This is a genomic window from Amycolatopsis sp. CA-230715, assembly GCF_018736145.1.
Taxonomy (GTDB): domain Bacteria; phylum Actinomycetota; class Actinomycetes; order Mycobacteriales; family Pseudonocardiaceae; genus Amycolatopsis.
In genome coordinates this window covers 2,333,348-2,347,509 of the sequence record NZ_CP059997.1, presented here as the reverse complement: position 1 = coordinate 2,347,509, position 14,162 = coordinate 2,333,348, and the positions used below count along the sequence as shown (strand labels likewise).

Genomic DNA, 14,162 nt, shown 5'->3' with positions numbered 1-14,162 from the left:
TCAGTGGACCTCGTTGCCGTCGCTGGCTGGGAGCAGCGGGCCAGCGCCCTTACCGACGGCCTGGTCGAGCTTGGCGTATTGCTCGATCCAGATTGGATCAAGGCGTTCAAGGGCGTGCCGCGCCACGTGTTCGTCCCGAAGGTGCTGCGCGGCGGCGGGACCATATCGGCGGGTGATCCAGAGTGGCTGGACCTCGTGTACTCCGATGAGACACTGCGGACGCAGACCATCGCGGCAGGGGAAGGCGTCGGTCGGCACGAGATCCCTACCTCGTCGTCGAGTCGTCCACGGGTGATGGCCGCGATGCTCGCGCGGCTCGGTGCGCGCCGGGGACACCGTGTCTTGGAGATCGGTACCGGCACCGGCTACAACACCGCGCTGCTCGGCCACTTCCTCGGCCCCGGCAACGTGGCCTCTATCGACATCGACCCTGGGCTGATCGAGACCGCCCGGGAACACCTCGCCGCCATCGGGCAGCACCCCCATCTCACCGCGGGCGACGGCGCCGATGGCTGGCCGGAGCACGGCCCATACGACCGCATCATCGCGACCTGCGCCGTGACATCGATCCCGCCAGCCTGGATCGAGCAGCTCGCCGACGGCGGGACGATCGTCGCCCCGTTCGACGCTGGCGAAGCCGGGCCGCTTCTGGTGCTGACGAAGACCAAACCGGACGAGGTTACGGGCAGGATCGACCCATACCCCGCCCACTTCATGCCCTTGCGGCAGCGAGCGGACAGTCCACTCGGGCCAGGCCACACCACGGGATTCACCGAACCGGGGATTCCGGCCTACGGCACGACCACCTTGAACCCGAAGGACGTCGTTGACGTGGAGGGCACCGACCTCGCCCTGTTTCTCTGGCTGCACGCACCCGGCCTTCGGCTGACCAGCGCCCCCGACCACGTCTTCGTCCACACGGACACCGCGCTCGCGCAAGCCGACCTCGAACCTGTCGAAGACGGCCGGTGGCCGGTCCAGCAACGCGGGACGACGCGGCTATGGGACACCGTGGAGCACGCTTATCAGTCCTGGCTCGACCTCGGCCGCCCAGCCCCAAACCGCTTCGGTGTCTCCGCGCCACGCGACGAGGACCAGTTCGTCTGGCTCGATAACCCGGACAGCCTCTACTCCTGGCCCCTTCCCACTCCTTCGCCGTTGTAAGGTGCATACGTAGGTCACATGCTCTGTCCGTGCTACCTCCCCATCTGGCGCGGACAGCAGGAACCCCCGGCAGCTTCTGCCGGGGGTTCCGTCGCTTCGGGCTGTCCGGTTAGGCCGCCATCGGTCTCGTGCGCCGCCAGGTACGGAGATCGTCGTAGTGGTCGAGGAGCAGGTGCTCCGCTATCAGCTCGGCGACGTAGACCCGGCGGCAGAACACGCACGAAGCGCGGACGCCGAGCCTGGCGGTCACCTGATCGACCGGGCGCCGGGGCGAGCGGCCCCGCCTGCGAGCGGCCTGCTCGGTGTGCACCCGGACCAGCAGGTTGTCCACGATGGCCGCCAGCGCCCGCAGCTCGTCGTCGGGCAGCTCGGTCACGCAGTCCTCGAGGGCGACGAGTTCGGCCATTCCGGACGCCATCACGAGCGGGGCTTCGGCGGGATATACAGGGGGACGGTCGGCCACAGTCCTACCTCCAAATCAGCTCGACGGGCACAGGACTTGCACACTCGGACGCCCATGGGCATGTCGCCCGCGGGGTGGGCGCCGTCGACGCCGCCGGTCGCGGCGGCAAGCGTGTGCACCACCTGGTCCTTCGGGATGCCCAGCGCGGTCAGGCCGGCGGAAATGAAGGCGGCGTCTCCGATGAAAACGAGGCCGGTGTCCGTGCCTTTCAGGCACACCACGCAGGAACCCGCGTAGTTGCCGTGGAGGTTCGGCGGGGGAGGGAAGTCGCTCATGGACGCTCCCCTTTCGGTAGCCGGTAGTACCGTTCCCGGATCACCGACTTGCGCTTGCTGCCCTCGGTGAGCCGGAAGCCGTGCCGTCCGAGCCAGTAGCTATGCCTGCCCACCTTCGTCCAAGGTGGCTCGTCCTCGGGGGAAGCCGAGGCCGAGAGGACCAGGCCGTGGAAATCGGCCCATTCGACCAGCAGGCGCATGGTGCGCTCGCCGACGCCGTTGCCGCGCTGGTCGCGGCGAACCCGGATCATGCCGAGGACCAGGTGGCCAGCGGTCTCGCGGTGGAGTTGGAGGTCTTCCAGCTCGGGCACGCTTTTGCGCACCAGGCGGACGAACTCGCCGACGTGGGTGCCGATCACATCGTACGGGTCCTCCTCGACCAGCAGGGACAGCGCCCGGCCGTTGTCCCATTTCATCCAGAGCTGCCCGCCGTTGCCGCCGACCACCGTTCCCTCGGTCCCGACCGGCAGAGGGTCAGGATCGCGTGGAAGCACGCCGGTGATGCGAATCCGTGTGCCGTAAGGAATGGGGCACCGCAACGGTGTCAGGCGGAAAAACGTGTCGTCCACAGTGGCTCACCGTCCCGTCGTCTGGTGGTCGTAGTCGGCGACGAAGGGGGCCGCTTCCGAGATACGCCACTCCTGACGTGCCGGGTCATGCACGATGTAGTGACCCGCCCAAGCATCTTCTTCACCGTCCACGGCGTACAGCGTCATCGACTTCCTGCCTGCGGCGTTCTGCCCGGTCCAGACGACATCGCCGCCCGCGGTCTCGATCCAGGCGCGGACACGCTGGAAGTTGTCTTCGGTGAGTTGCACAGCTCGAACGCCTCGCGGTTTCGCGATCCAGTCTTCGGCGACGTTGGCGGCGGCCTGCGGGTCATTCAGTGTCTTGAAGTACTGGTAGACCTCCGTCCAGTCGGCGTTCCCGATGGTGTCGGTAGGCAGCCTGTACTCGTCGCGCAGCCACGAAGCGGCCTGATCCCGGAACTCGGCCTCGGTGTCCAAGTTGAAGGTGCTGCCGACGCGGCGGCGTGGGTCATTCCTGGATTCTGAACGGAGTGCGTGGAAGACGTCGTGGGTGTCGTATGCAGTGGTCACGGTTCAGCCCTTTTCCTGTGGTGGTAAGGAATCTTCGAGTTTGCCGAGCGTTCGGGTCCATTCGGTGTGGTCGACCTTGACCTTGAGGCCGTTGTCGAAGGCGAACCGGACACGTCGAATGTCGTTGTTCCGTAAGGTGCCGAGCAGGACGTGCAGCTCGTCCCCTTCGACGACGGCGGTGCGAGACATGGGGTCAAGCTCCTGGTCGATCGCTCGCCGCAAGAGGGTTCGTACAGCGGCGGCCCGGTTGGATCCCTGAGCAAGTGCCCATGTCGCGACGACGGCCTTGAGGTCGTCGCCGATCTCCTGGCGGATCTCGCCCCCGATCGGGGGGCGACCCTTGCCGCGCTTTCCCTGCGGTCTATGGCTGGAGTGATCCTGTTTGGACATCGCTTCTCCCGTATCTCGCCTGGGGATGGCGGCGATGTGGACGCGGCTGCTCATACGTCCAGCGCTCGCGCAGCCAGCCGCCTGACCACCTCGGCCAACACCTCGGCATCCACATTGGACACCTGTTCGACAACAACCCATTCGTTGCTGGACTTTCGGAGAAAGCCCACCTCGACCTCGTACAGGTCGAGGTGATTCAACTTCACGATGACCTTGCGGATCTTGGTTCGGCTGTCCGGGCCGAAGACGAACAGCAGCCCGTCCTCCAAGGCGACGAACGACCGAGCACTGATCTCGGCTCGCAGCGTCTCACCGAGCTGCTGCCGGATCACTTCAGAGTCAGCGTCGTACAGTCGCCTCTCGGCGATCGATTGCGGTTTCTCTTTCACAGTGCCGTGTTCCCTTCATGGACCTGTCCGGGTCATTACCTGTCCTGTGTGGACACCGCGCGCCTACCTTCCCGCAGGGGAGAGGTAGGCGACGGAATCAACGCTGGGACAACACGGGCGCTCGGTCCCTTCTGTGCAACGGCCACACGGTGGCACTCGCCCGCTTCCTCACGCGCGGGTCACCAAGTACCGCCTCGACAGCGCGGGCAAGGTGCGCCGCGCAGCAGTACTTGCCCTCGGTGCCATCGTTGAAGTAGGCGGTGAAGTACTCGGCTTCCTTGAGACACATGGACTTCACCCCTCGATACCAGGTCATCACTTGGCACACCTGATGGCTAGCCACGGCGCCAGCCTCTCTTGCCCTTCTTGAGGTCGGAGCGAATGAAGGTATCCAGAAAGGCCGCGCCAGATGGCGTGTACTGTTGCTGATCGAAGTTCACGTGCCATCGGGTGAGCGCTTCTCGCAGCAACATCGTGGCGATGCCCTGCCGCAGCATGTCCGGTCGTACGAAGATGTTAATGTTCCCTGCCTTCTCGTACGGCGGGAAGTCCTTCGGGTACCGGTTCAGGATGCCGACCACGACACCCTTCTTGTCGCGGTACAGCAGACAGTCCACATAGGATCCAGGGCTGATGTCACCCCGGAAGTAACTGACGCCTCGCGGTCCGTCGGCTGGGTACTGGTCAGCCTGTGATGGCCAGGAGAACGCGATGGCTCCCTGGAGGCTTCGAGCGAGCCCTCCTACTCCGTTCACATCGCACCCCCGTCCAGGGCCACGCGGCCCATGCGCCAGGCCGGACGACAGGACAAGCGCTCGTCGGAGTGCGGGCACTCCATATCGTCCAGTGCAAGGTTCCAGGTGTTGCTGTCCTCGTCGTGCACAAGCGACGGACGCCCCTCCAGTTCCGCGACGTGCAGGTCGCACCAGAAGCTGTAGGCCCCGTCTTGGACAGGGGCGATGTTGTCCGCGAACGAGCGGAACAGGTCAGCGAACGATTTCCTTGCCACAGAACGGAACTCGAAATGTTGCTCGTTGTTCGTCGCCGTGTCGTCGAACTTTCCGCGCACGGTGCACCTGCCGTCACCGCGATCGGTGACCGAGCCGTTCAGGCTCATAGTGCCGATCTCGAAGGCATACAGCTCGGGCTCGACCACATTGGACTGTACGGGCATCAGAATCGCCTTCCCCGGAGATCGCGCACGGTGACGTTGTTGTGCTTGATGTGCGCTACGAGAGTTCGGATGTACGTGCACGCCGCTGTGGAGAGCGAAGTGTCGTCGCCGTCGCTGTCGGGCTTCCCGAGGATTACAACCGTGCCCATGTACATCTGATAGACGACGCGGTTGAAGCCTGAGACGACGATGGTGGCGTATTCGTTGGGCATGGCGAGCTTCTCCTCGGCCCTGCCCTCCTCGTCCATGTACATAGTGCCCACACGTCGTAGGTGTACGGCCTCTACGGCGTCACAGTTGATCGCGCCGTACAGCGCGTTCAGAAGGTCGTGCCCGGTCGGGGGAAGCCACTTCTCTTCGATCTCGCCGTCAGGGGTGAGGATGAGTCCACGGATGTCGGTCACTGCTCGACCTCCGTGGACTGCCAGGGCCAGCCGAGCCCGAGGGCGTACAGACCGTCCTTGTCGGGCTGGACGACCTCGGATGGCCGGAACCGACTGTCCGAAGTGAACACGAGGATGTAGCCTTCCTGCGACCATTCGCAGATCGGGAAGTCAGTGTTGACCTCAGAAACCTGGTTCGCCCACGCGACTACCTGTTCGGCGACCGGCCTGGTAAAGCAAGGCTGGACATCACCAGAATCAACCTGGCGATCGATCACATAAGCCTCAAAAGACGGATCTTTATCCGCGCCATCTATTTCTATGTACACGTTTGCGCGCACGCCAAATGACGTGTCCTGAGTGGATTTCATGCGGTGTCCGGGTCCTATTCGTTGTATGGGTTACACGTACCCTTCCAGCGACGACGGGGGCGTCCCACGATCAAAAGGAACCACCGCCGCACCGCGGGCGCGCCGGGGAACCAGGTCATGCGAGCACGCCACCCGAGTCGGGGCTGAGAGGGCTGTCCGGGTCCTCGTACCCCTTAAGGGGTACCCCTTAATCCTACGCAGCCGGTACCGAGCCGGACAATAACGAGGACTCGATAATCCGATGATGGGATGAATGGTCTGACCTGCTGATTTGCCCCTGAAACCAGAGCAGCCCCCGACGCGAACGCCGGGGGCTGCCCTGTCGGTAACCCATACAACGGACCCGGACAGGATCACCTTGAAAGGAACCGACAGGTGCACTCTAGTGCACTCGTCTGTCGATGCGAAATCCGAGTCCCCCGTATGGCCTCCGATAGATGATCGCTCAACTACCCGCCGGGGTTCGCTCCTCAGCTGACAACTGGTCCAATGATCTCCAGTCGCAAGTCAATGCATACGCTCGTGGTGAAGTGCAGGCCCGACGGATCGCCTACTGCTCAACCCGTCGGGCCGCACCAGGGCAGTTACGAGAAATCGGTCAGGACCCTCCTCATCGTGATCCTGTCCGGGTCAGGGTTACCTCGATCCTGACCGATGCCCCACCATCACTCGTAACCCCCTCTTTCGCCCCCCTCGTCGCTGGCAATCCAGCGAGGGGCGGTCTCTAATGCCGATCGCTCCGGCGCTCACTGTCCACATAGGTCGACGAGTTCCGCCTTGTCAACGATTCCGCCGGCATATGCCGCAGTGCTGCTCCCGAACGGCCTGCGGGTCGTAGTACACCGATCCGCATTGCGGACACCGCCAGCCGTCGACCTTCACGCCCAGATGAACGACCGCGCCGACGGGCATGTCATCGACCACCACGCCGTCCAGCCGGGCCACGGCGACCCGCTCATCTCCTGCGGGCGTCGCGAGCCAGACGATCTCGCCGGTATCGAGCATCCCGTCGAACGTGCACTCGCAAGGGATCTCGGACCCGTCGTCGAGCACGATGCACACCCCGTACGGCTTCTGGAGCCTGGCAGCCAGCATCACACACGTATGAGCCCACAACGCCCACGAATGCCCGGCCAAGGCCGGGGCGCTCACGCGGCAGCCGCCTTCCGGCCCCCTCGCTGCGCCTTGGCCTTAGTGGACGCCGTCGCGGCCCCGCGCCGGGCGGCGCGCTCGGTGCGGCGAGCCGAAGTGGCCTTGCCTTCCAGGTCCTCGCGGATCTGCACTTCCCGCGCGTACCGGCGGCTGATCCGGACCCCCTTGGCCAGGTAGCCCTTCGCCTCCGAGTAGTCGCCCCGAGGGTCTAGTTCGACGTAGCTGGCGACGCGGCCCCGGCGAAGGACGATGCTGAACCGCGAGCGCTTCTTCGCCTTGCACCGCGGACACACGAACAGCTTCTCGTGCGTGGCGGCCGGGTCGTTGTACGCCTCCAGCAACGGCACCTCGTCCTCGTCCGGGAAGTCGTGCTTGCCCCGGCGACACTTGGCGAACTTCGGATTGCTCTTCAGGTACTCGTCGACGTCGGTCATCTCGTCGTTGTCGTTGGCAGACATGGTGTCCAATCATGTTTCACAGATGTCTCATTTCGTCCGGCGGCGCGGCTTGCTCGCGCGCCTGCCGGGAGCCGGTGCCTCGCGGTCGAGCTGTTCCCACGACGGACTGTCCATTGCGGACCAGACATCATCGAACCAGCGTTCGTACGCTTCGCGGGGAACCGCGCCGCGCTCGCCGAGGTCGGGCCAGCCGTGTCCGCGTGCCCACTCACGCACCCTGCGGCGCGCGGCCGCGAAGCCCTCCAACGTAGCTCGACTGAAAGGCCGTGGGGGATCCATCCACCACGGCTGGCCCCTCACGGGAACCGGGATGATGGTTTCCAGCGGCCCCTTGCCGCGACCATCGACTGGCAGTTGGGCTGATGGCTCGTCGTCATCGTCGCGGACCCGGCGAGCAGCTTTGGTCCAGAACGAAACCATGCGGTCGAAAAGCTCGGCGTCCTCTTCGGACAGCCAACGGGTGAAGGTCTTCTTGCCGAGCGCGAACGTCCGCTTCTTCAAGCCGATCGTCCACTCCAGGAAGTCGCGGTCGAAACGCGCGGCGTTCTCGTCGCACAAGTCGATCAGGAACTTCCTGGCACCCACCTCGAATGCCCGGCTACCGGTCGCATCCTGGGAATTGTCCAGGTCGTCGACCGTGCTGATGATGGTTTGAATCTTCTGCGCCATGCGGGCCTCCCCTCCCTAAGTGGCGTCGTCGTCCCCCCTGCGCTCGCGGTGCGACCGCATCTGGACGACTTTCTGGCATTCCTGCTCGGCCTCGTTCACGGCATCGGCGACGGTGAACGAGTCGGACAAAGCCTTGTGTGCCTCGTACTCGCGCCGGATCTCTGCGGAGATGCGCCCGCGATCGCTGACCGGGAGGCGACGCTCACGCGCCCACTTCCGCACGATCGCGGCGTCTTCCTCCCCGCCATCCTCTGCCTTCTCGCTGGCGCGATCGCGCTTGCGGGTGCCCATCCGTCTCGGTCGGTGAGCGTCGAGTACGTGGTGCACATCCTCCTCGCCGCGGGTCGAGTCAAGATCGACTTGGTACAGCGTGGCGGGTCTGCCGTCGGTTGTTCTCCGGTGGTTGTCGGGAGAGCCACCCTCACCCTCCACAACCACGATCAGAGCTACTTTCCCCATGTAGCTAGCACTTCCTGTCCGGGTCATCTGACATAGGCGCACGGCCTGTGTCTGTCCACCCCCTGATCGGGGGAGTCACTGGAATTACACAACAGTGCTTTTCGATCAGCAACCGATTCCCGAACAGGCCGTCGATCGGACGACAATACCGAAACTTGATTGCGGAGAGTAACGAAAACGCAGGGGCCAGGAGATTCCTGGCCCCTGCGCGTCCTCGGGTGGGCGAGTTTATACCTCGGATGGACTAGGCAATTTTACTCTCAATGACATGTCGATCATCACCTGATCGGCGGTATGTCCTCATGGCGTGTCTGCGAGGTCCTCGGGTTGTCGGAACTGGATTTCGATCGTGTCTGGATTGAACCCGGCACCCCGACGCCCACTCGCGTTCACGGAGACAACCATGAGCGTTTCCACGACGTACCGCCTGATGCTCAACGGTTGAGCCGCCCAGACCGCACCCACATCTTTAACTCCGACCAAGCGCGTCAGGGGCGACTCCACGATGGATGTTGACAGCAGGTTGTCGATCGTCGCCAGCCGGTCCTGCCCGGTCTTGGTGCCGCTAAGCATCTGCGCGCGGTTGATCTGCCCAAGTACCCGGTCCTTGGCCAAGCCGTCGAGCTCGACGCGGATGCCAGCCGCTTCGGCCTGTAGCGCGGCAACGTCGATGTCCGGGTGGGACGGCCGCGGAATGAAGCTCTCCACGAAATCCCGGTCTCGCGCGATCCGGTTAATCAGTGTGGCTTGTACGTAGGTGTCAAGCGCTATGGCATTGCGGCCGAGGTGATTGTCCTTCGTGCAAATGTATCGATGAGGGTACTTCCCCCGCTTGCGGCTACCACCCACGCCGATCTGACACGTCGTTCCATCGCCGTGGATGCCGCACAGGTAGAGGCCCGATCCCATCCACTTCGTCGGTGCGCCGACGCCTGGCCCTCGTGTGCTGCGCGATTCATCAGTAAGCAGACGGACAACCGCCCGGTAGGTCGTCATGTCGACGATCGGCGTGCCGGGCAACCTGCCCACCTCCTCGCCCTTATACACCGAGATGCCAGCGTTGCGTGGCCGGAGCAGGATGCTCCGCAGGGTCGGCGCAGACCAACGGGCACCACTTACAGGCGTGACGTCGCCGTCTCGAAGTTCGGCCGCCAAGGACCGGATGCTCCAGAGCTTGCCTGTCCGTCGGTTTAGCTGGAGTACTCGTATTGAGCAGTCCTTGACGATGGCAGCTTCGACCGCGATTTGGGTCACACCATCATCCTCAAAACCGAACGGGCGCAACCCGCCACCCCAGTCGCCACCCCGGGCCTGACGCTCCCGAGCTAGGGTCACGCGGCGGCTGGTTGCCCGCGAGGCCGCATTCGCGAAGTTCACCATGGTCCGTGCCATCTGGATTTCTGCGTCCGTTCCACCGTCAGTGAAGGTGAGTGAACCGGAGAGGGACCGGGCGTTGACCTTCTTTTCCTCGGTGATGTCGATGAAGTCTTCGAGGTCCCGAGGGTCGCGCATGGTCCGGTCCAGGTCCTCAGCCAGGAGGCCGTTCGCGCGCCCGGCCTGGAGGTGGTCCAGCACTTCTCGAAATCCTGGGCGCACCACCCGCATCGCTGTGGTGCCGTCCGGGAGAAGGACTTTGCGGCGCTTGAACGCCGAGGCGTTCCGGGCCTTCCCGTTCTTTCGGTTGAGGTCGTTCTCGATGATGACTTTGAAGACGTCCCAGCCCTGCCGCGCGGCGAACTCGCGGAGCTTCTGCTCCCGGCTGCTGAAGGTCTTACCGTCCCCGTTATCATCTAGGTCGTCGTCTCGAAGATCCGATAACCGCAGGTAGATGATGGCTTGCACTGGTGAAATGACTGTCCGGGTCATGCCCAAGACCGTCACAAAACCGGTGTGTCATAAACAAGTTTTCGGCCAGCCGGTGTTCACCGCGCTCACGCCACGGGTGTTCCTGGAACTCTTCGACGCCACGGAGGAACCGAAAGCCTGGCTGATCACCTTCGGAGTGGCGCTCGTCCTCGCGGTGGCGAGCCGGTTCGTCCTGTCCTGGCGCGGCACGGCCGCGCTGTTCGCGGCGGGGGTCTTCGCGCTCCTGCCGCCGGTGGTGGTCGGCCACGCGGAGGTCGGGGCGTGGCACGACGTGGCGACGAACGCGATCGTCTGGCACGTGGTGGCCGCCTCGGTCTGGGTCGGCGCGCTGGTCGCTTTCCTTACCTCGCGCGGAAAAGACCCGGAGATCGTGCGCCGCCGCTACCACCGGCTCACCGTGATCTGCTGGCTCGTGCTCGGCGTTTCCGGGATTGTGGAAGGGTTCCTGCTGACAGGACCGGACGGGTTCACCGGCCGCTACGGCCTGTTCGTGCTCGCCAAGGCGGCCGGGTTCGCGGTGCTCGGCGTGGCGTGCGCGTGGTTGCGGCGGCGGCTGCCTTCCCGTGCCGTGGCGGTCGAACTCGCCGTGCTCGCGGTGATGACGGCCGTGTCGGCCGGGCTCGCCCGCATCCCGCCGCCGACGTTCTTCACCCGCGCGCCCTCGGCGCAGAACACCATCCTCGGCTACGAGGTCCCCGACCCGCCGACCGTGCTGAGGATGGTGCTCGGCTGGCGGTTCGACCTCGTGTTCGGCACGGTCGCCGTCGTCGCCGCCGCGCTCTACCTGTTCGGGATGCGCAGGCTGCGGCGCCGCGGTGACACCTGGCCGGTCGGCCGCGCGGTGGCGTGGATCGGCGGCTGGGCGGTGGTCGTCGTGGTGACCTCCTCCGGGGTCGGCGTGTACGCGCCCGCGATGTTCAGCACGCACATGGCCGTCCACATGGCACTGACCATGCTCGCGCCGGTGCTGCTCGTGCTCGGCGGCCCGGTGACGCTGGCTTTGCGCGCGCTGCCCGCGACGGATCGCGCCGGTCCGGCGGGGCCACGCGCCTGGCTGCTCGCGCTCGTGCACTCACCGCTGGCGCGGTTCCTCACACATCCGCTCGTGGCGGCCGTGGTGTTCGTCGGCTCCTACTACGTGCTGTACTTCAGCGGCCTGTTCGGCGAAGCGATGCTGTACCACTGGTCGCACCAGCTGATGAACGCCCACTTCCTGGTCACCGGCTACCTGTTCTACTGGCTGGTGATCGGCGTCGACACCGGCCCGAGGACGTTGCCGCACCTGGCGCGGCTCGGGCTGGTGTTCTCGGTGATGCCGTTCCACGCCTTCTTCGGCGTCATCGTGATGAACAAGCAGGACCTGATCGGCGAGACCTTCTACCGCTACCTCGGCGTGCTGTGGAACCCCGATCTGCTCGCCGATCAGCGGCTCGGCGGCGGGATCGCTTGGGCCGCCGGGGAAATCCCGCTCGTGCTGGTGATGATCGCGCTTCTCGCGCAGTGGGCGCGCCACGACGATCGCGAGGCGCGCCGCGTCGACCGGCGCCTTGATTCGGGCGCCAGCGACGAATTCGACGCCTACAACGCCATGCTCGCCAAGCTGAGTGGTAAGGGAAACAAGACATGACGGTGACCGCGCCAGCCGGATCCGACCGGGCCGAGCTGCTGATCGGCGGCATGACCTGCGCCGCCTGCGCCGCCCGCGTGCAACGCGCGCTGAACAAGCTCGACGGGGTCGAAGCCACGGTCAACTTCGCCACGGAGAAGGCTTCAGTCCGGTACTCCGGCGATCTCGACGCGGTCATCGCGCGCGTCGAAAAGGCCGGATACACCGCGGAACCGGTCGAGTCCGAAGTGGACGAAGACAGGCACGGCGCCCGCGCGCTGGACTTCCGGCGCCGGATGACCGTCGCGGCCGTGCTGTCGATCCCGTTGTGCGACCTGTCCATCACGCTCGCGCTGGTGCCGTCGCTGCGCTTCCCCGGCTGGGACTGGCTGTGCCTGGTGCTGGCCGTCCCGGTGGTGTTCTGGGCCGCGCTGCCGTTCCACCGCGCCGCGCTGCGCAACCTCCGGCACAGATCGTCCGGTATGGACACCCTGGTGTCGCTGGGCATGGTGGCCTCGTTCGGCTGGTCGTGCTTCTCGCTCGTGTTCGGCACCTCGTCGGAACCGGTTTACTGGCTCGGGTTCGGCCTCGCGGACTCGGGGGCCAGCACGCTCTACTTCGACGTCGCCGCGGGCGTGGCGACGTTCCTGCTCGCGGGCCGGTACTTCGAAGCGCGCTCGCGGCGCAGCGCCGCCGGGCTGCTGAGCGCGCTGGAAGCGTTGGCGGCCAAGGAAGTCCGGGTGCTGGCCGACGGCGCGGAGCGGATGATCGCGATCGAGGAACTGCGGCGCGGCGACGAGTTCGTGGTCAAACCGGGCGAGCGGGTCGCGGCGGACGGCGTGGTCGTCGACGGAAACTCCACTGTGGACACCAGCGCGGTGACGGGGGAGCCGGTGCCAGCCGAGCTGTCCGCGGGCGACCGCGTGGTCGGCGGCACCACCAACGTCAGCGGCAGGCTGGTGATCGAGGCGACCCACGTGGGCGCGGATTCGCAGCTTGCCCGGATGAGCACGGCTGCCGAGCAGGCGCAGGCGCGCAAGGCCAACGTGCAGAAGCTCGTCGACCGGGTGTGCGCGGTGTTCGTGCCCGCCGTGCTGGTGCTCGCCGCGGGCACCCTCGCCGCCTGGCTGCTGACCGGGCATTCCGGCGCGACCGCGTTCGGCGCCGCGGTGTCGGTGCTGATCATCGCCTGCCCGTGCGCGCTGGGACTGGCCACCCCGACCGCGCTGATGGCGGGCGTCGGCCGCGGTGCACAGCTCGGCATCCTGATCAAGGGCCCGGACGCGCTCGAAGCCACCCGCGCGGTCGACACCGTGGTGCTCGACAAGACCGGGACGATCACCACCGGCCGGATGGCGGTGACCGCCGTGCACCCGATGCCCGGCGTCGCCCACGCGGAGCTGCTCGCCGTCGCGGGCGCGGTCGAATCCTGTTCGGAGCACGCGATCGCGACGGCGATCGTGCGCGCCGCCGGCGAGGAAAACCTCCCTTCCGCGACCGAATTCGAGGCGCTGCCGGGATTGGGCGCCCGTGCCACCGTCGAAGGCCGCGCGGTCCTGCTCGGGCGCGAGCGGCTGCTCGCCGAGCACGGTGTCGAAGTACCGGACAGTCTGAAAAGGACGGTCGACGAGGAAGCGGAACGCGGCGCGACGGTGGTGTTCGTGGCCGCCGAAGGCACCGCGATCGGCGCCTTCGCCGTGCGGGACGAGATCAAACCTTCGGCAAACGCCGCGGTGGCCGCGCTGCACCGGCTGGGCCTGCGCACCGTCCTGCTGACCGGCGACCACGAGGCGACCGCGCGCGCCGTCGCCGCGGCGGCCGGGATCGAAGAGGTGTACGCCGGGGTCCTGCCCGCGGAGAAGGCGGCGACCGTGGAACGCCTGCGCGCGCGGGGCCGCACCGTCGCCATGGTCGGGGACGGCATCAACGACGCGGCCGCGCTCGCCACCGCCGATCTCGGGCTCGCGCTCGCCGACGGCACGGACATCGCGATGAAGGCGGCCGACGTCATCGGAGTGCGCGAAGACCTGCGCGTGGTTCCCGACGCGGTCCGCCTCGCGCACCGCACGCTGCGCACGATCCGCGGGAACCTCGCCTGGGCGTTCGGCTACAACCTCGCCGCGCTGCCGCTGGCCGCGTTCGGGTTGCTCAACCCGTTGATCGCCGGTGCCGCGATGTCCGTGTCCTCGCTGCTCGTCGTCTCGAACAGCCTTCGCCTGCGGAACTTCTCCGGCGTTCGGTGA

The 14,162-nt window shown here is 66.1% G+C and carries 18 protein-coding genes; 3 read left to right on the top strand and 15 right to left on the bottom strand.

Annotated features, from left to right (window positions below):
- The first annotated feature begins 3 nt into the window (after positions 1–3).
- Complete coding sequence (locus HUW46_RS10555) at positions 4–1,164, top strand: methyltransferase domain-containing protein (RefSeq protein ID WP_215547087.1); 1,161 nt, start codon at positions 4–6, stop codon at positions 1,162–1,164.
- Between the two features lie 109 nt (positions 1,165–1,273).
- On the opposite strand, the gene HUW46_RS10550 is transcribed toward HUW46_RS10555, so the two are convergent.
- The 15 genes from HUW46_RS10550 to HUW46_RS10480 all read right to left on the bottom strand — a co-directional run bounded on the left by HUW46_RS10550 (position 1,274) and on the right by HUW46_RS10480 (position 10,313).
- Positions 1,274–1,570, bottom strand: a complete 297-nt coding sequence (locus HUW46_RS10550) for a hypothetical protein (RefSeq protein WP_215547086.1) — start codon at positions 1,568–1,570, stop codon at positions 1,274–1,276.
- An 11-nt stretch (positions 1,571–1,581) separates the two neighbouring features.
- Positions 1,582–1,902 (bottom strand): hypothetical protein, encoded by a 321-nt coding sequence (locus tag HUW46_RS10545; protein ID WP_215547085.1) that lies wholly within the window; start codon positions 1,900–1,902, stop codon positions 1,582–1,584.
- The gene (locus HUW46_RS10540) at positions 1,899–2,471 is read right to left on the bottom strand and encodes a DUF4314 domain-containing protein (RefSeq protein ID WP_215547084.1); all 573 of its coding nucleotides are present in this window, start codon (positions 2,469–2,471) and stop codon (positions 1,899–1,901) included. The genes HUW46_RS10545 and HUW46_RS10540 overlap by 4 nt, the downstream gene beginning before the upstream one ends.
- Positions 2,472–2,477: 6 nt before the next feature.
- Positions 2,478–3,002 carry a hypothetical protein gene (locus tag HUW46_RS10535; RefSeq protein ID WP_215547083.1) on the bottom strand — a complete coding sequence of 175 codons (525 nt, stop codon included), beginning with the start codon at positions 3,000–3,002 and terminating at the stop codon, positions 2,478–2,480.
- Between the two features lie 3 nt (positions 3,003–3,005).
- Positions 3,006–3,392 carry a hypothetical protein gene (locus HUW46_RS10530; RefSeq protein WP_215547082.1) on the bottom strand — a complete coding sequence of 129 codons (387 nt, stop codon included), beginning with the start codon at positions 3,390–3,392 and terminating at the stop codon, positions 3,006–3,008.
- Between the two features lie 50 nt (positions 3,393–3,442).
- Positions 3,443–3,781: a hypothetical protein gene (locus HUW46_RS10525; RefSeq protein WP_215547081.1), complete on the bottom strand. Its 339-nt coding sequence runs from the start codon at positions 3,779–3,781 to the stop codon at positions 3,443–3,445.
- A gap of 335 nt (positions 3,782–4,116) precedes the next feature.
- Positions 4,117–4,398 (bottom strand): GNAT family N-acetyltransferase, encoded by a 282-nt coding sequence (locus HUW46_RS10520; protein ID WP_215547080.1) that lies wholly within the window; start codon positions 4,396–4,398, stop codon positions 4,117–4,119.
- Positions 4,399–4,532: 134 nt separating this feature from the next.
- Positions 4,533–4,955, bottom strand: coding sequence for a hypothetical protein (locus HUW46_RS10515; RefSeq protein WP_215547079.1), 423 nt, complete (start codon positions 4,953–4,955; stop codon positions 4,533–4,535).
- The gene (locus HUW46_RS10510; protein WP_215547078.1) at positions 4,955–5,359 is read right to left on the bottom strand and encodes a DUF3846 domain-containing protein; all 405 of its coding nucleotides are present in this window, start codon (positions 5,357–5,359) and stop codon (positions 4,955–4,957) included. The genes HUW46_RS10515 and HUW46_RS10510 overlap by 1 nt, the downstream gene beginning before the upstream one ends.
- Positions 5,356–5,709, bottom strand: coding sequence for a hypothetical protein (locus HUW46_RS10505; RefSeq protein WP_215547077.1), 354 nt, complete (start codon positions 5,707–5,709; stop codon positions 5,356–5,358). Before HUW46_RS10505 ends, HUW46_RS10510 begins: the two co-directional genes overlap by 4 nt.
- Positions 5,710–6,489: 780 nt before the next feature.
- On the bottom strand, positions 6,490–6,762 hold the full coding sequence (locus HUW46_RS10500) for a hypothetical protein (protein ID WP_215547076.1): 273 nt from the start codon (positions 6,760–6,762) through the stop codon (positions 6,490–6,492).
- A 95-nt stretch (positions 6,763–6,857) separates the two neighbouring features.
- On the bottom strand, positions 6,858–7,319 hold the full coding sequence (locus tag HUW46_RS10495) for a hypothetical protein (RefSeq protein ID WP_215547075.1): 462 nt from the start codon (positions 7,317–7,319) through the stop codon (positions 6,858–6,860).
- A 27-nt stretch (positions 7,320–7,346) separates the two neighbouring features.
- Positions 7,347–7,988, bottom strand: a complete 642-nt coding sequence (locus tag HUW46_RS10490; RefSeq protein WP_215547074.1) for an Lsr2 dimerization domain-containing protein — start codon at positions 7,986–7,988, stop codon at positions 7,347–7,349.
- Positions 7,989–8,003: 15 nt separating this feature from the next.
- A complete protein-coding gene (locus HUW46_RS10485; RefSeq protein WP_215547073.1) occupies positions 8,004–8,447 on the bottom strand; it encodes an Lsr2 family DNA-binding protein in 444 nt (147 codons plus the stop codon).
- A gap of 300 nt (positions 8,448–8,747) precedes the next feature.
- A complete protein-coding gene (locus tag HUW46_RS10480) occupies positions 8,748–10,313 on the bottom strand; it encodes a recombinase family protein (protein ID WP_215547072.1) in 1,566 nt (521 codons plus the stop codon).
- Between HUW46_RS10480 and HUW46_RS10475 the strand changes: the two genes are divergently transcribed.
- Together HUW46_RS10475 and HUW46_RS10470 are read left to right on the top strand one after the other, a co-directional pair.
- Positions 10,312–11,940 (top strand): cytochrome c oxidase assembly protein, encoded by a 1,629-nt coding sequence (locus HUW46_RS10475; RefSeq protein ID WP_254126045.1) that lies wholly within the window; start codon positions 10,312–10,314, stop codon positions 11,938–11,940. The genes HUW46_RS10480 and HUW46_RS10475 overlap by 2 nt on opposite strands.
- Positions 11,937–14,162: a heavy metal translocating P-type ATPase gene (locus HUW46_RS10470; protein WP_215547070.1), complete on the top strand. Its 2,226-nt coding sequence runs from the start codon at positions 11,937–11,939 to the stop codon at positions 14,160–14,162. The genes HUW46_RS10475 and HUW46_RS10470 overlap by 4 nt, the downstream gene beginning before the upstream one ends.